This is a genomic window from Bacillus sp. NMTD17, assembly GCF_002998735.1.
Classification (GTDB): Bacteria; Bacillota; Bacilli; order Bacillales; family Bacillaceae; genus Bacillus.
In genome coordinates, this window is sequence record NZ_PVRH01000003.1 from 149,215 (window position 1) to 172,473 (window position 23,259).

The following is a 23,259-nucleotide window of genomic DNA, read 5'->3' on the forward strand; positions in this document are numbered from 1 at the left end:
GATCAGCGTCATTCATGAAAATTCAGTAGAAAGCGCTGAAAAGTTCAACTTATGTTGAACTTTTTTCCTGTTTTATTTTTTGATTTCGTATGAAGGCATAAAAAAGGAGACTGTCATGTTAGATTTTAAAGATGTAATACCTCAGATGCCCTTTATTTTAGAAGGGCTTAAGGTCACACTTTCTATTGTTGTGGTATCACTTTTTCTTGGATTTATCTTAGGGATTTTATTAACGCTTTGCAAAATTAGTGTATTTAAGCCGCTCATTTGGCTTGCAGATTTTTATACATCCATCTTCCGAGGCACACCGCTTGTGCTTCAATTGCTCATTATTTATTTTGGTCTGCCTCAGCTTCTCGGGTTTCAAATCGATCAATACTGGGCTGCTGTAGCCGCATTTTCACTAAACTCTGCGGCATACGTATCTGAAATTATTCGTGCTGGTATTAATGCGATTGATAAAGGTCAAAAAGAAGCAGCCGTTGCTTTAGGCATCCCTTATGCTAAAATGATGAAGGACTTATTGCTTCCGCAGGCGTTTAAAAATATTTCACCTGCACTTGTGAATGAAACGATTACACTGACAAAAGAATCAGCAATTGTGACAGTTATTGGACTGGGAGATGTCATGAGACGAGCCTATCAAGCAGGTGCCGTCACGTATAATTATCTTGAACCGCTTATTTTTGCGGGTCTCATCTATTATGTCATCGTGCTTGTTCTCACCTTTGTCGGCAAATCGGTGGAAAGGAAGTTAAAATCAAATGATTAACATAGAGAAACTCACAAAATCTTTTGGCAAAAATGAAGTATTAAAAGGGATCGACACCACCATTAAAGAAGGGGAAGTTGTCGCAGTCATTGGACCATCTGGTTCAGGAAAATCGACGTTTCTTCGCTGCATCAACTTGCTTGAAAAGCCGACTTCTGGTGTCATTACAATTCAGGATACCGAAATCACAAACCCAAAAACCAATGCACTCAAAGTGCGTGAGAACATCGGAATGGTGTTTCAGCATTTCCACCTGTTCCCGCATAAAACCGTGCTGGAAAATATCACGTATGCGCCAATGAATGTGAAGAATCAATCGAAGGAAGACAGCATCAAACAAGCTGAAGATCTGCTGAAAAAGGTAGGGCTTTTAGAGAAAAAAGATGATTTTCCGAACCGTTTGTCAGGCGGTCAAAAGCAGCGTGTGGCAATTGCACGTGCGCTTGCGATGACTCCAGACATCATGCTGTTTGACGAACCAACTTCTGCACTAGATCCAGAAATGGTCAAGGAAGTCCTAGAGGTCATGAAAGAGCTTGCTCAATCTGGAATGACACTTGTGATCGTCACACATGAAATGGGCTTTGCAAAAGAAGTGGCTGACCGCGTGATCTTTATGGATGATGGGAAAATTGTAGAGGATGCAAACCCTGTGCAATTCTTTGAATCGCCGTCGTCACAGCGCGCGCAAGACTTCTTACAAAAAATATTATAAAGAAAAAAGAGAAGGCGACTTAACATCTCCTTCTTTTTTTGATTATAATGGGGAAAGTAAAAAAAGTTCATCATTTCACAAAAGTGAATGGAAACAAGACAGAAAAGAGTGAATCACATCATGTTTAAAATCGGCTACCGAACGCTGAAAACAGCACTAGGAACAGCGATCGCCATTTATATTGCACAACTGCTCGGCCTTCAAAATTATTCGGCTGCCGGGATTATTACGATTCTGTGTATTCAGGTGACAAAGAAAAGGTCCCTCTTAGCATCGGGAGCCCGCTTTGCAGCATGCAGTCTTGCCATTTTATTTTCTTATCTATTTTTCGATCTGATTGGGTATCATCCTTTTGTGATTGGTCTGATGCTGCTTGTCTTTATTCCGACAACCGTTTTGCTCCGCATTAAAGAAGGGATTGTCACAAGTTCAGTCATCATTCTCCATTTATACATGTCTGGCGGGATTACCCTTCACCTCATCTGGAATGAGCTGCTGCTGATAACAATTGGTGTTGGCGTAGCACTTATCATGAACTTGTATATGCCAAGTGTCGATAAAAAGCTCAAACGCTACAGCGAACAGATTGAAGCCAACTTTGCAAAAATCTTTGAGGAAATCGAGCAATACTTAATGACAGGGAAACAAGACTGGACAGGAAAAGAAATACCAGAGACACATCAATTGATCAAAGAAGCGAAAGCTCTCGCATATCGTGATGTTGAAAACCATGTCCTAAGACATGAAAACCTGTATTATCATTATTTTAATATGAGGCAAAAGCAATTCGAAATCATTGAGCGTGTGCTTCCGAAAATCACGTCCATTTCCATCACAACAGAGCATGGGCAAATGATTGCCGAATACGTCAGAGACTTACGCGAACATATTCACCCAGGGAACACGGCGCATAAATTTTTAAGACGTCTCATTGATATGAAAGAAGAGTTCGATAAGCTTCCGCTGCCGCAAACACGAGAAGAGTTTGAGGCAAGAGCTGCACTTTTTCATTTCCTCGGAGAAATGGAACAATATTTAGTACTGAAAAGCTATTTTAAAGGGATGAAAGAATAGAGACGCATGAGTTCCTCCTTCATTGGTCAATCTAATGAAAAAGGAGGAGCCTATGCGTCTTTTATTTTATACCGTATTGACCATGTCCCTTTCACCTATCTGGCCGCTCGGACAAAACCCGCTTCCAGGAGACCCGTATGTCATTATTAATAAACAAACAAATGAACTTGCCTATATTGATCAAGGACAAATCCAAAAAATATATCCTGCTTCTACAGGGAAAACAGCCGATTTAACACCAGAAGGGGAATTTACCATTATGATCAAAGCGAAAGATCCCTATTACAGAAAAAAGAATATTGAAGGCGGTGCGAAGAATAACCCTCTTGGCCGAAGGTGGATTGGATTTGATGCACGAGGAACAGATGGCAGAACGTACGGAATTCATGGGACGAGTGACGAAACATCGATTGGGAAATTTATCACGGCAGGCTGTGTGAGACTTCATAATCAAGATGTAGAGCTTCTATTTGACCAGCTTCCGGTTGGAACAAAAGTATGGATTACAACATCAAGCGATTCATTTGAAAAGCTTGCCAAAGACAAACAGGCCATTCGTTGATTGAACGAATCACCTGCTTGTCTGCTTTTATTGAAACCTTATAAAAAGGTTGCTGCTCCTGCTAAAAGTGAAGAAATTAACAGCAGGCTAATCATGAGCAATACCATGAATTTCATAAATTTCTGAGACATATCGCACCCCTATAACCGAAGATTTTTTGCGACGAACGCACCTTTCTTTATTCTAGCTGGTTTTTTCAAATGCGACAAGTGATCAACAAAGGAAGTGAACGGATGAATCAAATCGATCATATTGCCATTGCGGTCTTTTCTATTAAACAAACATCTCAACTTCTTCATCAGCTGTTTAACTGGCATTTTTCAGACATACAAGAGATTCCTGAGCAGGAGATTAAAGCGTCCTTCGCTTCACTTGATCATGTGCACATTGAATTAATTGAACCAATGTCAGACAGCAGTAAACTACATACCTTTTTAACAAAAAGAGGAGAGGGGCTCCATCATATTGCGTTAAAGTCAGGAGACATTCAGGCAGATCTTAACCATCTTGAACACCTTGGCGTGCAGCTTCTCCAAAAATCAGCACAGAAGGGCGCAAGCGGCAAGCAGATTGCATTTATTTCACCTAAAGAAACGTCTGGTGTGTTATTCGAATTGTGCGAGCCCTTGAAAGGAGAAAAACATGGCAATGAATGAATCGTTCAATGACTTGTCTAAATGGCGGGAAAAAGCGTTAATGGGCGGCGGTGAAAAACGAGCAGCCGCGCACAGAAACAAAGGAAAGCTATCGGTATGTCAGCGGCTGCATGAACTTCTTGACGTGGGCAGTTTCATGGAAATTCAGAGGTTTGCAACAGGCCGCATGTCAGAGCATGTCGGTGATGGCGTCGTCATTGGAACGGGACTTATTCATGGAAAGCCAGTATGTGTTTATGCACAAGATGCAACAGTGCATGGGGGCTCTTTAGGCGAAATACATGCCAAAAAAATTGCTTCTCTAATGGATCTCGCTGCTAAAAATCAGATGCCGGTCATCGGTCTAAAAGACTCAGGTGGTGCGAGAATTCAAGAGGGTGTGGTATCATTAGAAGGATACGGACAGATTTTTAAACGGAATGTGCTGTACTCTGGTCAAATCCCGCAAATATCCGTTATTTTAGGCTCATGTGCTGGAGGTGCAGTCTATTCTCCTGCTTTGACTGATTTTGTCTTCATGACAGAACAAACAGCTCATATGTTTTTAACAGGTCCGAAAGTAATAGAAAAGGCAACAGGAGAAACGGTCTGTCCTGACCGTCTTGGCGGTGCAAGTGTTCAGCATCAGACAAGCGGGAATGTGCACTATACTGGGAAAGATGAGCAGGACGTGTTAAAGGCGGTTCGAACACTTTTAACGTACATACCAACGACTAAACAGCCTGACATGCACACTGAAGTGCAAAAGCATGACGCCGTTGATCCAGGCAAAATCTTGCCAAAGGATCCATCACGCACCTATGATGTCAAACAAGTGGTGACAGCGATCATCGATCCAGGCTCATTCTTTGAGACCCAGCCTTGTTTCTCAAAAAATATCGTCACAGGGTTTGCCAGATTAAAAGGGGCTCCAATTGGCGTAGTTGCCAATCAGCCAAAGGTGTTGGCAGGAAGCCTTGACCTTGACGCTGCCGATAAAGCGGCCAGGTTTATTCGATTTTGCGATGCGTTTCATATTCCGATCTTAACGCTTGTCGACGTCCCTGGTTTTTTACCAGGGGAGAAAGCCGAGCATGCGGGAATTATCCGTCACGGCGCAAAGCTTTTATATGCGTACGCTGAAGCGACCGTTCCAAAAATCACGGTGATTTTAAGAAAGGCGTTTGGCGGTGCATATGTCGCGATGAATAGCAAGGGCTTAGGCGCTGACTTTGTTTATGCATGGCCAGCGGCAGAAATTGATGTCATGGGGAAAACGTTCGCAGACGAAATCGTTCATCCTGCTTCGCGCGAGGTTGAGACGGAACCAAGTGTATTAAAAGCGGCTCAGGCAGGGCTGATAGACGATATTTTCATGCCGGATGAAACGAGAGAGCGATTGATTCGCTCGTTTGATTTGCTTCGCAGGAAGGAAGAAGATAGACCGTTAAAAAAGCATGGCAACATGCCGCTATAAGAGGAGGAGCATCATCATGATCAATGAAAAACGTTTACTAGACGAATTTTTAGAACTGGTTCAGATCGATTCGGAAACAAAACACGAAGAGAAAATTGTGGAAGTCTTAAAAGAAAAATTCTCGCAGCTTGGTCTTAAAGTGGTGGAAGACGACTCAAAAGCGAAAACTGGCCACGGTGCAGGCAACCTCATCTGTACACTGGAAGGCAATCAAGAGGCTGATACTATCTATTTCACTTCTCATATGGACACAGTTGTTCCCGGCAATGGCGTAAAACCAGTCATTGAAGACGGCTATGTGAAGACAGATGGAACAACCATTCTTGGTGCTGACGATAAAACAGGGCTTGCGGCTATGTTTGAAGCCATCCGCGTGCTGAAAGAGAAGAATTTACCGCATGGAACGATTGAATTTGTCATCACAGCAGGTGAGGAATCAGGACTTGTTGGAGCAAAAGCGTTAGATCCAAAATTGATGACAGCAGCATACGGCTATGCCCTTGATTCAGATGGCAAGGTCGGGACAATTATCGTAGCTGCGCCAACACAGGCGAAAGTACGCGCAACCATTTACGGAAAAACAGCTCACGCAGGTGTGGCACCTGAAAAAGGCGTGTCTGCGATTACCATTGCATCAAAAGCCATTGCCAGCATGCCGCTTGGCCGAATTGATGAAGAAACAACGGCGAATATCGGGCGTTTTGAAGGTGGAACGCAAACGAATATTGTGTGCGATCAAGTCGATATCCTTGCTGAAGCACGCTCTTTAGAACCTGCAAAAATGGAAGCACAAGTAGCGAAGATGAAAGAAGCCTTTGAAAAAACCGCTAAAGAAATGGGCGGAAGTGCCGATGTACAAATTGACATCATGTATCCAGGCTTCAAATTCTCTCACGGCGATCAAGTCGTAGAAGTGGCGAAAAAAGCGGCTGCGAAAATTGGCCGTCCATCAGAACTACAGACGAGCGGCGGAGGCAGTGATGCAAACGTCATTGCAGGAAACGGCGTCCCAACTGTCAACCTAGCTGTTGGATATGAAGATATTCATACGAAAAATGAGAAAATGCCGATTGAAGAATTAGTCAAAACAGCTGAAATGGTTCTCGCCATTATCGAAGAAACGACAAATCTATCGTAAAGGCAGGAGACTCTGTGAGCACGCAAAAGATCATTATTTTCCAAGTGGGGCAAGAGGATTTTGGCATCAGTGTAGAGCATATTCGTTCGATTGAGAAGGTCCCTTATTTACAAGAAGTATCGAACCTTCCAAAAGAAATTAAAGGACTGATGTCATTAAGAGGAGAAGTCATCCCTGTAAGTGACACAGGCGTGATGCTTCACGGAAAGCCTCTTGATGTGAACGAACAGTCCAAGGTGTTGCTATTTGAATTAAACGATCAAATGATTGGCTGTCTTGTCTCAGATGCAAAAGATATTATCGATATCGAGCTAAGCGAGATCAAGCCATTTCATATGAACACGAAAGCCTCCGAATATTTCTTCGGCGTTGTGGAGAGAGAGAACAAGATGATTTTACAAGTGGACCCTAATAAGTTCCTTGGGAGAATTGATGACCTCGATCAACTGCCAAAGCGGTTAAAAGAAGAGTTGGCATAAAGAAAATCCCCCTATCTGATGATAAGGGGATTATTTTTATTCAGCAGCTGGGCTAGCTTGGTCGTTTGCCTCAGCTTTCGATTTTGATTTTTGGTACATAACATTCAAAATAATTGTTTGGATTGTGAGTAGTAATCCGCTTGTCATCCAGTATAAAGGAAGGGCAGCGGGTGCATTGATTGAAATAAACAGCATCATGATTGGGAAAATCATGCCCATGACTTTGGCTTGCTTCAGCGCAGCTTCTGTCTGGGTGCCTGATTGCTTCGCAAATCTTTGCGTAACATAAAATTGCAAGAAATACATGGCGCCTGCAAAGATCGCGACCAATAGATCGGTTTGTCCTAAGTTAAACCATAGGAACGAATGTGTTGCGATCTCAGGTGTTGAGCGGATCGCTGAGTAAAAGCCAAGAACAATTGGAATTTGAATCAGCATAGGCAGACAGCCCATTGCCAGCGGGTTCACATTGTTCTCTTTGTATACTTTCATCATTTCCATTTGTAGTTCTTTTTGTTTTTCAGGTTCTTTCGTTTTCTTCAATTTGCTTTGAATTTGGTCAATTTGAGGCTTCACCAGTGCCATTTTCTCCTGCATGACTCTTTGTTTCTTAAATTGGTTCGCAAAAAGAGGGAAAATCAGCAGGCGGACGATCAAGGTCACGAACATAATCGATAAACCATAATCATCATGGAAGAAGTTCGCAAGCCAAATGATCAGCTCCGAAAAAGGCTGGACAAAATAATGATGGAAAAACCCATCAGAGCTCGCATTCGTTTGCCCACTCGCTGCAAAAGCAGGTGAGGCAATCATCATTAAACATAAAGTCGTACAAATCGTCAATAAACGTTTCAATTCGTTTCCTCCTCATTTTTTAAAAAATTAATTAGAGAGAGGAAGCGAATGGTCTTCATCATCATTTGATGATCGTTTCATTCGAATGACTTTACTAATCCAAGTTGTAATGCGATCATATATGATAAACAGAAAGTCTGTTCGGTTCAATAAAGATGCGTCCAACTCTTCCAAACGATGTCCACCGAGGTGTTCGTTCATACGGCAGTCTTTTAATAAAAACGCAATGCCGATAGCCGTCAGCGCTGGAAGAATAATCGTAAAGAATTCAACAAGGAAAAAGACTTCATTGAATGTATCAATAATCATGATTATCACATCCATTTCATTACTCACAGTGTACTATACACTATATGAAATGTCTATTGGAACAAACATGAAGTAACAAGAGTCAATAAATGTAGGAGGCAGGCAAATGGGTGATTCTCAAAGGAAGGGTCGAATTATTTTTCATATTGATATGAATAGTTTTTATGCATCTGTCGAAATGGCGTATGATCCTTCTTTGAGAGGGAAACCTTTAGCCATTAGCGGAAATGCGAAAGAGCGTAAAGGGATTGTTGTGACGTGCAGCTACGAGGCAAGAGCACTAGGTGTAAAGCCCCCGATGCCGTTATGGGAAGCGAAGCGGCTTTGTCCGGGGCTGATTGTCCGTACACCTAACTTTGACCGGTACCGCAGCTCCTCACAAGAGATGTTTACGATACTAAGAGAATACAGCGATTTAGTCGAACCCGTATCCATTGACGAGGGCTATATTGATTTAACGCATACGCCTTATGCCGAGCACGCGGTGAAAACGGCTCATGATATTCAAACGAGGCTTGTAGAGGAGCTCATGCTTCCTTCAAGTATTGGCATTGCACCGAATAAATTTTTAGCGAAAATGGCGTCTAATTGGAAAAAACCAATGGGCATCACCATTTTACGTAAACGAGATGTGCCCCAAATGCTCTGGCCGCTGCCAGCGGGTGACATGCACGGAGTTGGACAGAAAACGGCAGATAAATTGAAAACGATTGGCATTCATACCATTGAAGATTTAGCGAAAGCAAATGAGTATACGCTAAAGGAATTACTGGGCATCAATGGACCGAGATTAAAGCAAAAGGCGAATGGTGAACATGACAGTATCGTGGACCCAGAAAGGATATACGAATTTAAATCCGTCGGTAATTCGTCAACCCTTCCTCATGATTCTGACGATCCAGATGAACTTGTCACGTTAATTGATAAGCTGTCACAATCTGTGAGTGCAAGATTAAGGAGAAAAGAAGTGATGGCAAATCGGCTTCTCATCATGATACGGTACGCAAGCTGGAAAAATATCACGCGAAGTGTCACACTCACGAATCCAACGGATCGAAAGGAAGACTTATTTGAGGCAGCAAAGCAGTTATTCCTTAAACATTGGAATGACCAGCCCGTGAGGCTCTTGGGTGTGACGGGGACAGACCTTGTAGAACGAAAAGCAGCTGTTAAACAGCTTGATTTATTTTCCTATACAGAAGATGCAAAAGAAGAGCCTCTCCAAACCGTTTTAGAAGGGCTGAAAGAAAAATATGGCAAATCACTCATTCAAAGAGGAATGACTATCAAGGAAAAAGAGAGCAAAACAAGCGGAACAAGTTTTAATAAAGACTTTTTTCAGGACGAAAAAGGAAATGACTAGCCTGAAAACTTGATAAAAGAGGTGGTGTTGTGGTAATTTCAAAGGGTACATCATTTCAGCAGTAATCAATATAGTGTGTTAGAAGGGACGTCAGAATTATGTCAAAACAACAAATCGGTGTGGTTGGACTAGCCGTTATGGGGAAAAACCTTGCCCTTAATATTGAAAGCCGCGGTTTCTCCGTGTCCGTTTATAACAGATCTAGCAGCAAAACGGAAGAGTTTCTCGAAGAATCAAAAGGAAAAAACGTTGTAGGCACATACAGCATTGAAGAATTTGTTCAGTCGCTTGAAACACCGCGTAAAATTCTTTTAATGGTAAAAGCTGGTGCAGCAACGGATGCAACCATTCAATCATTACTTCCTCACCTAGAGAAAGGTGACATCTTAATTGATGGTGGAAATACATATTACAAGGATACGCAAAGACGTAATCAAGAGCTTGCGGAAAGTGGTATCCACTTCATTGGTACAGGTGTTTCTGGCGGTGAAGAAGGTGCACTAAAAGGTCCATCTATCATGCCAGGCGGTCAAAAAGAAGCGCATGAGCTAGTGAAACCAATTTTAGAAGCGATCTCTGCGAAAGTAGATGGCGAGCCATGTACAACGTATATCGGCCCAGATGGAGCAGGACATTATGTCAAAATGGTCCATAACGGCATCGAGTACGGAGACATGCAATTGATCTCTGAATCATACTTTATCTTGAAGCATGTGGCTGGCTTATCAGCAGAGGAGCTTCATGAAGTATTCTCAGAGTGGAATAAAGGCGAGCTTGACAGCTATTTAATCGAAATTACAGCGGATATTTTCACAAAAGTGGATGAAGAAACAAACCAGCCGCTTGTGGATGTCATCTTAGATAAAGCTGGTCAAAAAGGAACTGGAAAATGGACGAGCCAAAGTTCTCTTGATCTAGGTGTCCCGCTTCCAATCATTACTGAGTCTGTTTTTGCGCGCTATATTTCAGCAATGAAAGATGAGCGTGTAGAAGCAAGTCAATCAATTCAAGGTCCTGAGCCAACGCAATCAGCTGAGAATAAACAAGAGCTGATCGAAGCTGTTAGAAAAGCCCTATTCATGAGTAAAATCTGCTCGTATGCTCAAGGTTTTGCGCAAATGAAAGCAGCATCTGATGAATATAACTGGGATTTAAAATACGGTGAAATTGCGATGATCTTCCGCGGTGGATGTATCATTCGTGCAGCCTTCTTACAACAAATTAAAGAAGCATATGACCGTAACCCTGAACTGAAAAACCTATTGCTAGATCCTTACTTTAAGGATATTGCTCAAAGCTATCAATCATCACTTCGTAAAGTCATTTCACTTGCAGTGGAGCAAGGAGTTCCTGTTCCTTCATTCTCAAGTGCACTTGCTTACTTTGATAGCTATCGCACAGCTGTCCTGCCAGCGAACTTAATTCAAGCGCAGCGTGACTATTTCGGTGCACATACGTATGAGCGCACAGATAAAGAAGGCGTCTTCCATACGGAATGGATGAAATAAAATAGAACGTCAGAAAAACCTTACCATTGGATTGGTAAGGTTTTTTTGTGTTTGCATCTTTTCGGCTAAAAATGCGAAAAAGAGGGATGCTATGTAAAAAAGAAAAGAAAGTAGGGATAGAAGTGGGCATCTTATATGCACTTCTCCCAGCAATATTTTGGGGAAGTATTGTTCTGATCAGTGTCAAACTTGGCGGGAATGCATACCAGCAAACGCTCGGCATTACGCTTGGCGCATTTTTATTTTCAATTGCAGCCTTCTTCATCAAAATGCCAGAGCTGACACCGTTTATTTTTGCGGTTTCTGTGATTTCAGGCATCTTTTGGAGCATTGGACAAATGAATCAGCTTTCAAGTGTTGCGTTTCTCGGAGTCTCGAAGGCGGTTCCTTTGTCAACAGGCATGCAGCTTGTGAGCACTACTTTATTTGGTGTCATGGTTTTTAAAGAATGGCAAACGATGACGGTCATACTCATTGGTTCTTGCGCCATTTTACTGATTATTGCAGGTGTTGTGATGACATCGCTCGGTCAAAAGAAGAATGGCGGCGGGAACGGTGGAGGCAATTTCAAAAAAGGGATCATTATTCTGCTCATCTCAACGGTTGGCTATGTCGGATATGTCGTCATTTTAAGATGGTTTCATATTGATGGGTGGTCTGCCCTCGTTCCGCAATCGGTCGGTATGCTGCTTTCATCCTTGGCGATTAGTCTAAAACAGAACCCGTTTAGTAAATATACGTTTAAAAATATCATTGCCGGTTTGGTTTGGTCGACAGGAAATCTTGGGCTTCTTTTGGCCATTCCGCTCATTGGCGTAGCCGTAAGCTTTTCGATGTCACAGACAGGGATTGTCATCTCAACATTAGGCGGCATTTACTTATTAAAAGAGAAAGCATCCAGAACAAGCTTTGTCATTGCAGGCTGCTTGATGATCATTGCAGGCGGCGTGCTGCTAGGCTTTACAAAATAGGAGGGTAAACGAATGTATCCAGATTTAGAAGGAAAAACAGTCCTGATTACAGGAGCCGGCACAGGAATAGGGCAAGCAATGGCGCGCCGGTTTGGACAAGAAAAAGCCAATGTGGTGATCAATTATTTCTCAGATCAAGAAAATCCGGATGACACCATTGCGGATATTCAAAAAAATGGCGGCCAGGCTGTGAAAATCAAGGGAGATGTATCAAAGGAAGAGGATATGCGGGCAATGATTGATAAAGCCATTCATACGTACGGCAGCCTTGATGTCATGATCAATAACGCAGGTATTGAAAACGAAGTGCCTTCCACAGAAATGACGCTGGATAATTGGAACAAAGTCATGTCGACTAATTTAACAGGTATGTTTCTCGGCTGCCGTGATGCACTGAAGTATATGACAGATCACGGGATAGAAGGATCGATCATCAATATGTCGTCGGTTCACCAGCAAATCCCTTGGCCTCATTTCGTTCATTATGCAGCAAGTAAAGGGGGCGCCAAGCTGCTGACAGAAACGCTGGCACTAGAATACGCCCCTAAAAAAATCCGTGTAAACAGCATTGCACCAGGCGCCATCGATACCCCGATCAATGCGGAAAAATTCGATGATCCCGCATTGAAAAAAGGCGTGATTGAATTGATCCCCATCGGCTATATTGGAAAGCCGGAAGAAGTGGCAGCATGTGCTGTCTGGCTGGCGTCAAAAGAGGCAAGCTATGTCACAGGCTTGACGCTCTATGTGGACGGCGGCATGACAAAGTATCCTGGCTTCCAGGCAGGAAAAGGATAGGGAGAAAGACAAAGAGCGTACACACATGACGCTCTTTTTTTATATAAAATACAGACAAATAAAATTAAATGTCTAGACATTTAAAAATAAAAATATATAATATTAAATGGAAGCGCTTTTATTACAACAATGGGGTGAGAGAAATGAAACGTATTTTATTAGCATGCAGTTCAGGAATGTCTACGAGTTTACTAGTTACAAAGATGAAGGCTCATGCCGACTCAATAGGGGACGAGGCAGAAATTTGGGCAGTTGGGCAAGATCAAGCGAGAAAAGAAATGGCGAATGCGGATGTTGTGTTAATTGGACCGCAAATGAGCTTTTTAAAAGGGGATCTTCAAAAAGAAGCAACAAAATACGGGATTGCAGTAGAGGTCATAGATATGCAGGCGTACGGGCTTGCCGATGGACAAAAAGCGTATGAACAAGCCGTTACATTGATGGAGGAATCGTAAAGAATGGAAAAGAAAACACTCGAAGGGCTCACAGAGGAACAAGTCAGTTTTCAATTGATCTTACACAGTGGAAATGCACGCAGCAAATTGCTTCAATCTCTTAAACAATTTCGAGAAGGTCAAGAAGATGAGGCATTTGGTCTCATGAAAGAAGCGGAAGAAGATTTACGTCATGCACATGGTATCCATTTTCAACTCGTGCAGCAAGAGGCAGGCGGGGAGAAAACGCCTTTCTCCTTATTGCTCATGCACGCCGAAGATCACTTAATGTCCACCATTACGATCAAGGAGCTTGTGGGAGAGCTCCTGCCGATTTTCCAATCGCTTAAACAATAAAGGGTGTAAACAAGGGGGGAAACCAATGTTTGATAAAATAAGTGCCATTTTGGTTCCGATTGCTGGGAGATTGAACAACAACCGCTATTTAGGCGTATTACGGGATGCTTTTATGCTTGCGTTCCCGCTCACCATTTTTGGTTCCATTATGGTTGTGCTAATGAATTTGCCATTTTTAGATAAAATCATGAGTCAAACCGCACTGGAAGGAGTCCAGTCTGCACTGAATATCGCGCCAAGTGCGACCATCAGCATTATGAGCGTGTTTGTTGTATTTGGGATTGGCTACTATTTATCGAAAAGCTATGATGTGGAAGCTGTATTTGGCGGCGTGATTGCTTTAGCCTCTTTCTTGCTTCTGACGCCATTTTTACTAGAACAAGAAGGCGGTGCATCTATTGCAGGTGTGATCCCAGTCGATCGTTTAGGAGCAAAGGGGATGTTCCTAGGAATGATCACAGGCTTTTTGTCTGCTGAAATTTATCGTTATTTTGTCCAAAAGAAATTTGTCATCAATATGCCGCAAGGGGTTCCGCCAGCTGTTTCAAAGTCTTTTGCTGCACTGATCCCGGCTACTTTGACACTCACAACCTTTTTACTGATCAATATCATCATTACACAAGGCTTCAAAACAAACATGCATGACCTGATTTATCATGCCATTCAGGCGCCGCTTGTTGGTCTTGGAAGCGGTATCATCCCGACCTTGATCGCTGTTTTCTTTATACAAATTCTTTGGTTCTTTGGGCTCCACGGCCAAATTATTATCAACTCTGTCATGGACCCGATTTGGAATACATTGTCCATTCAAAACCTAGAGAGCTACACAAAAACTGGTGAGGTTCCGAATATCATCAGCAAGCAGTTTATCGAAATCTATACGGTTGGCATGGGCGGAACCGGTATGACGCTGGCTGTTGTGTTTACGATTTTAATTTTCCTGAAAAGTAAGCAATTAAAACAAGTAGCAAAGCTCGGCTTAGGACCAGGATTATTTAACGTCAATGAACCGATTATTTTCGGTTTACCGATTGTCATGAATCCACTTATTCTCATTCCATGGATTTTGGCGCCAATGGTCATTACATGTATTTCTTATTTTGCGATGGCAACAGGCATTGTACCGCCGCCGACAGGCGTGAATATTCCATGGACGGTGCCGATCTTTATTAGCGGAATAATGGCAACAAATTCACTAGCGGGCGGTCTGCTTCAGCTGTTTAATCTGATGATTGTGTTTGTCATTTGGTTCCCGTTCCTGAAGTTTATTGACCGTATGAATGTGAAGAATGAAAAAATAACCCCAACGGAAAAAACGAAGACAACAAACATCAAAGGCGAAGGAGACTCAATACATGTCGATGGAAAATAACAAGCAATCATATACATTTCCAGAAGGTTTCTGGTGGGGATCTTCTGCCTCTGCCACGCAAACAGAAGGCAGTGTCCCTGGAGATGGTAAGGGACCGAATATTTGGGATCATTGGTTTGAACAAGAGCCGACTCGTTTTTTTGATGGTGTAGGCCCAAACGTGACATCCCAATTTTATCGAAAATATAAAGAGGATATCCGTCTGATGAAAGAAATTGGGCACAATTCATTTCGGCTGTCCATTTCATGGTCACGTCTTTTACCTGAAGGGAAAGGTGTGGTCAATGAAGAAGCAGTATCTTTTTACAATGATGTGATCAATGAACTGATTGCACATGATATTGAGCCGTTTGTGAACCTGTACCATTTCGATATGCCAATGGCGCTGCAGGAAAAAGGCGGATGGGTGAACAGACAGGTAGTAGATGATTATGTCAGCTATGCGGAATTGTGCTTTCAATTATTTGGCGACCGGGTGAAAAAATGGTTTACCCATAATGAACCGATAGTTCCTGTAGAGGGCGGGTATATGTATAGCTTTCATTATCCAAACGAAGTCGATTTCCAAAAGGCTGTACAGGTCGGTTTTCATGAACTTTTATCAAATGCTAAGGCGATTGCGGCTTATAAAAAGCTGCAGCAAGGCGGGAAGATTGGCATCATCCTAAATCTAACCCCATCTTATCCGAGAAGCCAGAATCCGTGCGATGTAGAAGCAGCTGAGATGGCTGATGCTTTCTTTAACCGTTCCTTCCTAGATCCTGCGGTGAAGGGACATTTCCCAGAAAAACTAGTAGAGGTCTTAAAGAAAGAAGGCTTTATGCCAAGTATTGAAGAAGGAGACCTTGAGCTCATTCAAGAGAATACCGTCGACCTCCTTGGGATCAACTATTATCAGCCAAGAAGAGTGAAAGCGAAAGAGCATATGCCGCATCCGAAAGCACCATTTATGCCAAATCATTATTTTGATGCGTTTGACATGCCGGGAAGAAAAATGAATGTGTATCGAGGCTGGGAAATCTATGAAAAAGGTATTTATGATATATTGAAAAAAGTTCAAACAGACTATGATAATATTGAATGCTTTATTTCTGAAAATGGAATGGGTGTCGAAGGAGAAGAGCGGTTTAAGGATGAAGAAGGAATGATTCATGACGATTACCGCATTGACTTTATTTCTGAGCATCTCAAATGGGTGCATCAAGCCATTCAAGAAGGAAGTAATGTAAAAGGCTATCATCTGTGGACGTTTATGGATAACTGGTCATGGTCGAATGCCTATAAGAATCGTTATGGATTTGTCTCAGTTGATCTTCAAGAAGACGGGAAACGAACCATCAAGAAAAGCGGATACTGGTTTCAATCGGTATCAGAGAATAACGGTTTTTAATCAAGATACTTGCTCTTTCCTGAAAAGGGCAAGTATTTTTCTTATGTGACGGTAAGTGGATGAAACAAAAATGGCTGGTACCTTTTAAGCTCACTAGGCTTAGTGTAGAATGAGAGGAAGCTATGAAAAAACAAGTCAGTTGGTGGTGTGAGATGAAAAAGTACGAACTCATTTCAGAAGAAATCAGAAAACGAATAGGAACAGCTTATTATCCAGAAGATCAACCCATTCCAGATGAAAACTCGCTTGCCGCTGAATTTCAATGCAGCCGAATGACGATGAAGCGTGCGCTCGATCTTCTCGTAGCAGAAGGTCTGCTCTTTAGAAAAAGAGGCCACGGCACATTTATTGTGAAGGCAGCGCTAAACCAAGGGGCTATTAATGTATCTGGTCATGAAAATAAAGGATTCACGAAAGTCATGGCGGACAAAAACGTCACGAGCCAAATCATTCGCTTTGATGTCCATTTTCCAAGCGAAGAAGTGGCAGCCCACCTATCCATTGACTTAACCACACCCGTTTATGACATCATCCGGCTCCGCCTCGTGGATGAGGAGCCATATGTATTAGAAAAAACGTTTATGCCGGTCAATGTCATTAAGGGCATAGATGAAGAGGTTTTATTGGGATCGATTTATGGCTACATATCAAATGAACTCCATTTAAAAGTGGCAGGAGCGCACAAGAAAATTAGAGCGGCTAAATCAGATGAGCTGGACCAGCAATATTTAGGCTGTGACCCAACGGATCCTGTGCTCGAAGTCGAGCAGGTTGCTTATTTAAACACAGGCCGCCCGTTTGAGTACTCCTTTAGTCATCACCGCTATGATAAGTTCGACTTTTCAACGGTTGAAATTACGAAAACAGGACGTTAAAAAAAGAGCAGAACCCCCGAGGGAGACTGCTCTTTTTTTATTTCATTTTATATATTCCACCAATGATATCCGTCTTTTTCTAGAAGCTGATCGGCTTCTTTTGGTCCCATTGAACCAGCAGGATAATTTGGTTTTAATGTTTTGTTTTCTGCCCATTTTTCAGAAATCGGATCAACAAAGTTCCAAGAAAGCGCCACTTCATCCCAGTGAGCAAAGTTCGTTGCATCGCCTAGCAAGCAGTCATGAATCAGCTTTTCATATGCTTCTGGTGTATTCATGATGTCGTTATAGTTTGTTTGGTAGTCGAGCTTAATCGGTTTCGCATACGTACCGCCATCAAGCTTGCGAGCGTTCAGGTGAAGGGTAATGCCTTCATCTGGCTGAATGTGAATGACGAGTAAGTTTGGATGCATGGAATTTCCGTTTCCATAGTACAGGTTCATTGGAATGTCTTTAAATTGAACAACGATTTGAGTAGATTTCTTTTCTAATCGTTTTCCTGTACGAATGTAAAATGGCACCCCGGCCCATCTAAAGTTATCAATGAGCAGCTTCCCTGCAACGAAGGTTTCTGTGTTTGAGTTCGGGTCTACATTTTGCTCTTCAAGATAGGAAGGAACCATGCTGCCATCAACCGTACCAGCATCATACTGTCCGCGGACAAAGAATTGATCGACCTCATCTTTAGAGAAAGGACGAAGAGCGCGTAATGCTTTCCGTTTTTCGCTGCGGATCTCCTCTGTATTCAGCTTAATTGGCGGCTCCATTGCTAAAAGTGCCACCATTTGAAGCATATGGTTTTGGACCATATCTCTTAGTGCACCTGAACTTTCGTAATAGCGAGCCCGGTCTTCAACCCCTAATGATTCACTAGATGTAATTTGAATGTTTGAGATATATCGGTTTGTCCAAAGTGGTTCAAAGATGGCATTCGCAAAACGGATGACCTCAATGTTTTGAACCATTTGTTTACCGAGATAGTGGTCAATACGATAAATTTGATCTTCAGAGAATGCATCTCGAATTTCTTCATTTAATGTTTTGGCACTTGGCAGGTCATGGCCAAATGGTTTTTCAATGACAAGTCTTGACCAGCCGGTTGTTTTTGATACGCCTTCACTTTTTAGGAACTTCGCAATCGTTCCGAAGAATTCCGGTGCCATCGCTAAATAGAACATCCGGTTATTTGGGATACTGTACGTATCTTCAAGGCCTGCTAAAAGTGTGTTAAGCGATTGATAGGAAGCAGGGCTTGATACGTCAAAGTCGTGATAATAAAAATGCGAACTGAATTCCTCTATTTTCGCTTCTGCATCATCAGAAGAAACAGATTCTTTCACCACAGCTCTGAGATCCTCATGAGACCACGGACGGCGTCCAACACCGACGACGGCGAATTGATCACCAAGCTTTCCGCTATGAAAAAGTCTATGTATAGAAGGGTAGAGCTTGCGTTTGGCAAGATCTCCTGTTGCGCCAAAAATGACAATGACTGCTTTTGGATTGTTAGTTTCTGTATTCACGAAAAGTACCTCACTTTATTCGTAGCATTGTTGTAAAAACCGAGATTGTATGTACATTTTCTTTATTTTAAAGGTTCATTGTTCGTAAAGCAAACATTTGATTCGACTTTTTCTGCTCTCGTTTGACTTTTTTCGAAAATTCCGCTGAATTCACATTTACCTTGTCTTCATGTATTCTATATGAATGAAGATATTGTATACCGGCTTTAGGAGGAAAAGTAATGGAACTGCTCTTTTTAGGAACAGGTGCAGGCATTCCTGCAAAAACTAGAAACGTCACTTGCACTGCGCTAAAGCTTTTAGAAGAAAGAAAAGCAGTGTGGCTTTTTGATTGCGGAGAAGCGACGCAACATCAAATATTACATACAACGATTAAACCGAGAAAGATCGAGAAAATATTTATCACTCATATGCATGGTGATCATGTATACGGTCTCCCAGGACTGCTTGGCAGCAGATCCTTTCAAGGCGGAGAGGATGAACTAACGATCTATGGGCCTAAGGGCATCAAAGCGTTTGTGAACGCAGCACTTTCAGCTACACAAACGCATTTGACATATCCGCTGCATATCATAGAGATAGATGAAGGGATCATATTTGAAGATGATACCTTTCAAGTAGAAGCAAGACGAGTATCTCACGGTATTCCAGCTTACGGCTATCGGGTAGTGGAAAAAGATGTACCAGGTGCATTAAAAGCCGAAGACCTGAAAGAAATCGGTGTAAAACCTGGACCTTTGTATCAGAAGTTAAAAAATGGGGAAACCGTGACACTCGAAGATGGAAGAATCATTGATGGAACCGATTATTTGGAACCCCCTAAAAAAGGGAGAATCGTTGCATTTTCAGGAGATACCCGTTTATGCGAGAATATAACAAGGCTTGCCAAAGATGCGGATGTGTTAGTCCATGAAGCAACATTCGGTAAAGAAGATGCTGATCTAGCCTACAATTATTATCACAGCACGACAGAACAAGCAGCGAAAACGGCGCAGGAAGCAGGCGCAAAAAGATTAATTTTGACCCATATTAGTGCACGTTACCAAGGAGAAGAGGCACTGAAACAACTATTGAAAGAAGCCCGCGATATATTCCCGCTGACAGAAGCTGCACATGATTTCTTTTCTTTTTCCATTGACCGCACGCTGTAAAAATTGGATGAATCGTCAAAAAAAGTTGTGTGATTTTTTTGATATTTATAATGACTCTCTTTTTCAGGTAGTGGTAAAATGGTGAAGAAAAAACAAATGACGAATGAAACTATGAAGAATACGGGAGGCACAATCAAAGATGAGCGGTTTTACAGCGTTAAGTGAAGCAGAATTAAATGACCTATATGCAGCACTACAAAATGAGTACGAAACTTATAAAAGTAAAAACTTACACTTAGACATGTCTAGAGGAAAACCTTCACCAAAACAGCTCGATTTGTCTATGGGCATGCTCGATGTTGTGACATCAAAGGATGCGATGACTGCTGAAGATGGCACAGATGTGCGAAACTATGGCGGCTTGACAGGGCTTCCTGAAACGAAGACATTTTTTGCAGATGTACTCAATCTGAAGCCAGAACAAATCATCATCGGCGGTAATTCCAGCCTTAATATGATGCACGATACCATTGCCCGTGCCATGACTCACGGCGTATATGACAGCAAAACACCTTGGGGAAAGCTGCCAAAAGTAAAATTCCTTGCACCAAGCCCAGGATATGACCGTCACTTTGCCATTTGTGAGCTATTTAACATAGAGATGATCACAGTCGATATGAAGGCTGATGGACCTGATATGGATCAGGTAGAAAAATTGGTCGCAGAAGATGAAGCGATTAAAGGCATTTGGTGTGTACCGAAATATAGCAACCCAGATGGCATTACGTATTCAGATGAGGTTGTTGACCGCCTCGCTTCTATGAAAACAAAAGCAGACGACTTCCGCATTTTTTGGGATGATGCATACGCAGTCCATCATCTAACTGATACGCCTGATACGTTAAAAGATATTTTTCAAGCAGTAGAGGAAGCAGGGCACCCAAATCGTGTGTTTATGTTTGCGTCTACTTCTAAAATTACATTCCCAGGATCAGGTATTGCACTGATGGCGTCTAGCCCGGACAATGTAAGCTTCACTCAAAAGCAATTATCGGTTCAAACGATCGGACCAGACAAAATCAATCAATTAAGACATCTTCGTTTCTTCAAGAATCCAGAAGGCTTGAAGGAACATATGAAAAAACATGCAGCGATCATTAAGCCAAAGTTTGACCTCGTTCTTTCCATTCTTGATGAAACACTTGGCGGGAAAGACATTGCTGAATGGCACAAGCCAAATGGCGGATATTTCATTAGTTTAAATACGCTCGATCATTGTGCAAAAGCTGTTGTGCAAAAGGCAAAAGAAGCAGGTGTTACAATGACAGGTGCAGGCGCGACATATCCTTATGGAAAAGACCCGCTTGATCGTAACATTCGCATTGCGCCAACGTTCCCAACACTTGAAGAGCTAGAGCAAGCGATTGACATCTTTACATTATGTGTTCAGCTTGTCAGCATTGAAAAGCTGCTTTCTAAAAAAAGTCAGTCTGCTCCAACGGCATAAAGAAAAGAAAACTCCTTGACTGATAACTAGTCAAGGAGTTTTTGTTTTTAATTGGCTGTTTGATAATAGGAAACAGGTTGTTTGGCTGCGCACCATACATCATAGATCGCAAGCTGCACAATATGCGGTTCATCATGATGAATATAGTGCGAGCTGTTCTGCGCCTGAATCCATCCGCTTTGGGATGACAAAGACAGCATCCGTTTATGAAGTCTGAGCCAAGCTTCATGCGCTGGATGAAACAATCGGCTCTTACCTGAGGAAATGACAAGGAGCGGCATCATCCCATAATGGGTTTGCTCCTCTTTCATTGTACTTAGCATTTGCTGAAAGTCCTCATGTGTACATTCTGCTGTGAATTGCGCCATATATGAGGTGCGTTCTTCCTTTGATAAAAGCGGCAGGATGACCTGTTCTTGCTCCTCACTTGCTGGGTCTAACATCACCATGCCAATGACGTCATCTCCTCTGCGACTTGCCCATAACCGGCTGACAAGAGAGCCAAATGAGTGAGCCACAATGAGAAAGGGTGGCTGAATATTGGCTTCTTCTAGCAGCGCATCTAAATCATCTGCAAGATCATGCAATGTTCTTCCTTCACTGCTGTCACTGCTCTTTCCATTTCCTAATCGATCGTATAAGAAAACCCCAAGCTCAGGATCAATATCGCGGGCCATATTCGACCACGTATCACCCGAAATGCCGTAGCCTGCTTCAAAGATAATGGTGGCTTGCCTTTTGCCTTGACGATGTTTTGTATAAAAATGATGTCCATCTATATGATACATTCTTTCAATCATTGCCGAGTTCATTCTTCCATCTCCTCTAAGTGGTTCTTTAGCTAAAAGACGGCACAAAAGGCTGATATGTTTCTCTTAAAAACAAAAAAGATGCCTATTTCAAAAAATAGACACCTTTTTTCTATGAGCTTTTACCAAGCGCGATCATATTGACGCGGGCCTTCGATAGATGTATGAAGTTCTTGAGCAGCTGTTTTTGGAAAGTATGGATCCCGTAAAAATTCTCTGCCTATAAAGATTAAGTCTGCACGCTGATTTCGTAAAATTTCCTCTGCCTGTACACCAGATGTGATCAGACCGACTGCCCCTGTTTGAATACCGGCACCTTCTTTTATTTTTTCTGCGAAGGTCACTTGGTAGCCAGGGAATGTGTTGATTTTCGCCTGTACGACAGCGCCTGAGCTGACATCGATTAAGTCGACACCTTGTTCCTTCAGCCATGTAGCAATGCCAATGTAATCTGCAATATCAAGTCCTTTTGTCGTGTAATCAGAAGCAGACACACGGACAAATAATGGTCCGTCCCATACTTCATTGACTGCATCGATGACTTCTCTTAAGAAACGATAACGGTTCTCTGGTGAACCGCCATAGTCATCTGTTCGATGATTTGCCAGCGGTGAAAGAAATTCATTGATCAAATAGCCATGCGCCCCATGAATTTCAATGATGTCAAAGCCGGCCTTTTTTGCTCGGACAGCTGCATCCTGAAACGCCTGAACGGTATCTTTGATTCGATCGATAGACATCTCGGCAGGGGTTTTAGACTGTTCATCAAATGGAATGCTTGATGGTGCCAGGATGTCACCACCTAGTTCAGCCTTACGCCCTGCATGAGCCAGCTGGATAGCTGTCTTGGTTCCGTATGCTATGATTTGTTCGTTTAATGAAGCAAATCCTTCAATGTGCTCATCACTCCAAATACCGAGGTCTTGATCACTAATTCTTCCCTCGGGAGAAACAGCACTTGCCTCCACCATGATCAGGCCAGCCTGACCTTGGGCACGGGAAATATAATGTGTAAAGTGGAAAGGCTGTAATTTCCCATCATGGTCATAGGATGAATACATACACATCGGGGACATCACGATGCGGTTTTTCAGTGTAACACCTTTTAATGTCCAAGGTGAAAAGAGTTTTGTTTCCAAATACCTTCGCCTCCTCATGGAATTGTATAGCCGATTATAACAGCCATTCAAACTTTCGTCATAAAAGGTGCTCAAAGAATATAGCTTTTATACGCGTTTTTGTATA

Annotated in this window: 25 protein-coding genes; 19 read left to right on the forward strand and 6 right to left on the reverse strand. The window is 42.4% G+C overall.

The features are described 5' to 3' along the window. Positions 1 to 115 precede the first annotated feature (115 nt). From artQ to C6347_RS10380, 4 genes are all read left to right on the forward strand, one after another. Entirely contained in the window at positions 116 to 772 is a 657-nt protein-coding gene (gene artQ / locus C6347_RS10365) for an arginine ABC transporter permease ArtQ (protein WP_003215691.1), read from the forward strand. After that, positions 765 to 1,487 (forward strand): arginine ABC transporter ATP-binding protein ArtM, encoded by a 723-nt coding sequence (gene artM / locus C6347_RS10370; protein WP_034661222.1) that lies wholly within the window; start codon positions 765 to 767, stop codon positions 1,485 to 1,487. The genes artQ and artM overlap by 8 nt, the downstream gene beginning before the upstream one ends. Before the next feature lie 120 nt (positions 1,488 to 1,607). Further along, positions 1,608 to 2,561, forward strand: coding sequence for an aromatic acid exporter family protein (locus C6347_RS10375; protein WP_034661221.1), 954 nt, complete (start codon positions 1,608 to 1,610; stop codon positions 2,559 to 2,561). Between the two features lie 52 nt (positions 2,562 to 2,613). Continuing rightward, positions 2,614 to 3,123 carry a L,D-transpeptidase gene (locus C6347_RS10380; RefSeq protein WP_060596807.1) on the forward strand — a complete coding sequence of 170 codons (510 nt, stop codon included), beginning with the start codon at positions 2,614 to 2,616 and terminating at the stop codon, positions 3,121 to 3,123. A gap of 38 nt (positions 3,124 to 3,161) precedes the next feature. On the opposite strand, the gene prli42 is transcribed toward C6347_RS10380, so the two are convergent. Next, the gene (gene prli42 / locus C6347_RS19250) at positions 3,162 to 3,254 is read right to left on the reverse strand and encodes a stressosome-associated protein Prli42 (RefSeq protein WP_149865350.1); all 93 of its coding nucleotides are present in this window, start codon (positions 3,252 to 3,254) and stop codon (positions 3,162 to 3,164) included. 102 nt (positions 3,255 to 3,356) lie between these two features. Between prli42 and mce the strand changes: the two genes are divergently transcribed. Genes mce through C6347_RS10400 form a run of 4 tightly spaced genes read left to right on the forward strand, consistent with a single transcriptional unit; the run spans position 3,357 to position 6,852 of the window. Continuing rightward, on the forward strand, positions 3,357 to 3,779 hold the full coding sequence (gene mce, locus C6347_RS10385; protein WP_060596806.1) for a methylmalonyl-CoA epimerase: 423 nt from the start codon (positions 3,357 to 3,359) through the stop codon (positions 3,777 to 3,779). Continuing rightward, on the forward strand, positions 3,766 to 5,235 hold the full coding sequence (locus C6347_RS10390) for an acyl-CoA carboxylase subunit beta (RefSeq protein WP_060596805.1): 1,470 nt from the start codon (positions 3,766 to 3,768) through the stop codon (positions 5,233 to 5,235). The genes mce and C6347_RS10390 overlap by 14 nt, the downstream gene beginning before the upstream one ends. A 16-nt stretch (positions 5,236 to 5,251) precedes the next feature. Further along, positions 5,252 to 6,373, forward strand: coding sequence for a M20/M25/M40 family metallo-hydrolase (locus C6347_RS10395; protein WP_060596804.1), 1,122 nt, complete (start codon positions 5,252 to 5,254; stop codon positions 6,371 to 6,373). Between the two features lie 14 nt (positions 6,374 to 6,387). After that, positions 6,388 to 6,852: a chemotaxis protein CheW gene (locus tag C6347_RS10400; protein WP_060596803.1), complete on the forward strand. Its 465-nt coding sequence runs from the start codon at positions 6,388 to 6,390 to the stop codon at positions 6,850 to 6,852. 36 nt (positions 6,853 to 6,888) lie between these two features. Here the strand turns inward: C6347_RS10400 and C6347_RS10405 are convergent, their stop codons facing one another. Continuing rightward, positions 6,889 to 7,707 (reverse strand): membrane protein insertase YidC, encoded by an 819-nt coding sequence (locus tag C6347_RS10405; RefSeq protein ID WP_034661213.1) that lies wholly within the window; start codon positions 7,705 to 7,707, stop codon positions 6,889 to 6,891. Positions 7,708 to 7,734: 27 nt separating this feature from the next. Further along, a complete protein-coding gene (locus tag C6347_RS10410) occupies positions 7,735 to 8,016 on the reverse strand; it encodes a hypothetical protein (RefSeq protein ID WP_003215677.1) in 282 nt (93 codons plus the stop codon). Between the two features lie 106 nt (positions 8,017 to 8,122). On the opposite strand from C6347_RS10410, the gene C6347_RS10415 reads away from it, so the two are divergent. The 9 genes from C6347_RS10415 to C6347_RS10455 all read left to right on the forward strand — a co-directional run bounded on the left by C6347_RS10415 (position 8,123) and on the right by C6347_RS10455 (position 17,084). Further along, on the forward strand, positions 8,123 to 9,379 hold the full coding sequence (locus C6347_RS10415; protein ID WP_106042371.1) for a DNA polymerase IV: 1,257 nt from the start codon (positions 8,123 to 8,125) through the stop codon (positions 9,377 to 9,379). Positions 9,380 to 9,477: 98 nt separating this feature from the next. After that, positions 9,478 to 10,887, forward strand: a complete 1,410-nt coding sequence (gndA, locus tag C6347_RS10420; protein ID WP_060596800.1) for an NADP-dependent phosphogluconate dehydrogenase — start codon at positions 9,478 to 9,480, stop codon at positions 10,885 to 10,887. Between the two features lie 122 nt (positions 10,888 to 11,009). Beyond that, positions 11,010 to 11,858, forward strand: coding sequence for a GRP family sugar transporter (locus C6347_RS10425; protein WP_181185461.1), 849 nt, complete (start codon positions 11,010 to 11,012; stop codon positions 11,856 to 11,858). Between the two features lie 12 nt (positions 11,859 to 11,870). Further along, the gene (locus tag C6347_RS10430; protein WP_034661209.1) at positions 11,871 to 12,656 is read left to right on the forward strand and encodes a glucose 1-dehydrogenase; all 786 of its coding nucleotides are present in this window, start codon (positions 11,871 to 11,873) and stop codon (positions 12,654 to 12,656) included. Positions 12,657 to 12,799: 143 nt separating this feature from the next. Next, a complete protein-coding gene (locus C6347_RS10435) occupies positions 12,800 to 13,111 on the forward strand; it encodes a PTS sugar transporter subunit IIB (RefSeq protein WP_003215713.1) in 312 nt (103 codons plus the stop codon). A gap of 3 nt (positions 13,112 to 13,114) precedes the next feature. Then, positions 13,115 to 13,447: a PTS sugar transporter subunit IIA gene (locus tag C6347_RS10440; protein WP_060596797.1), complete on the forward strand. Its 333-nt coding sequence runs from the start codon at positions 13,115 to 13,117 to the stop codon at positions 13,445 to 13,447. A gap of 25 nt (positions 13,448 to 13,472) precedes the next feature. After that, complete coding sequence (celB, locus tag C6347_RS10445) at positions 13,473 to 14,819, forward strand: PTS cellobiose transporter subunit IIC (RefSeq protein WP_034661207.1); 1,347 nt, start codon at positions 13,473 to 13,475, stop codon at positions 14,817 to 14,819. Beyond that, positions 14,803 to 16,209, forward strand: coding sequence for a glycoside hydrolase family 1 protein (locus C6347_RS10450; RefSeq protein WP_106056066.1), 1,407 nt, complete (start codon positions 14,803 to 14,805; stop codon positions 16,207 to 16,209). Before celB ends, C6347_RS10450 begins: the two co-directional genes overlap by 17 nt. Positions 16,210 to 16,361: 152 nt before the next feature. Further along, entirely contained in the window at positions 16,362 to 17,084 is a 723-nt protein-coding gene (locus C6347_RS10455; RefSeq protein ID WP_034661205.1) for a GntR family transcriptional regulator, read from the forward strand. Between the two features lie 47 nt (positions 17,085 to 17,131). Here the strand turns inward: C6347_RS10455 and zwf are convergent, their stop codons facing one another. Further along, the gene (gene zwf, locus C6347_RS10460; RefSeq protein WP_034661204.1) at positions 17,132 to 18,607 is read right to left on the reverse strand and encodes a glucose-6-phosphate dehydrogenase; all 1,476 of its coding nucleotides are present in this window, start codon (positions 18,605 to 18,607) and stop codon (positions 17,132 to 17,134) included. A gap of 221 nt (positions 18,608 to 18,828) precedes the next feature. Here zwf and rnz point away from each other — a divergent pair, with 221 nt between their 5' ends. Together rnz and C6347_RS10470 are read left to right on the forward strand one after the other, a co-directional pair. Then, positions 18,829 to 19,758, forward strand: a complete 930-nt coding sequence (gene rnz / locus C6347_RS10465) for a ribonuclease Z (RefSeq protein WP_034661203.1) — start codon at positions 18,829 to 18,831, stop codon at positions 19,756 to 19,758. A 139-nt stretch (positions 19,759 to 19,897) separates the two neighbouring features. Beyond that, the gene (locus C6347_RS10470) at positions 19,898 to 21,205 is read left to right on the forward strand and encodes an aspartate aminotransferase type Ic (RefSeq protein WP_066030694.1); all 1,308 of its coding nucleotides are present in this window, start codon (positions 19,898 to 19,900) and stop codon (positions 21,203 to 21,205) included. A gap of 47 nt (positions 21,206 to 21,252) precedes the next feature. On the opposite strand, the gene C6347_RS10475 is transcribed toward C6347_RS10470, so the two are convergent. Together C6347_RS10475 and namA are read right to left on the reverse strand one after the other, a co-directional pair. Beyond that, positions 21,253 to 22,017 carry an alpha/beta fold hydrolase gene (locus C6347_RS10475; protein ID WP_106048349.1) on the reverse strand — a complete coding sequence of 255 codons (765 nt, stop codon included), beginning with the start codon at positions 22,015 to 22,017 and terminating at the stop codon, positions 21,253 to 21,255. A 119-nt stretch (positions 22,018 to 22,136) separates the two neighbouring features. Next, entirely contained in the window at positions 22,137 to 23,153 is a 1,017-nt protein-coding gene (gene namA / locus C6347_RS10480; RefSeq protein WP_106071630.1) for an NADPH dehydrogenase NamA, read from the reverse strand. Positions 23,154 to 23,259 lie beyond the last annotated feature (106 nt).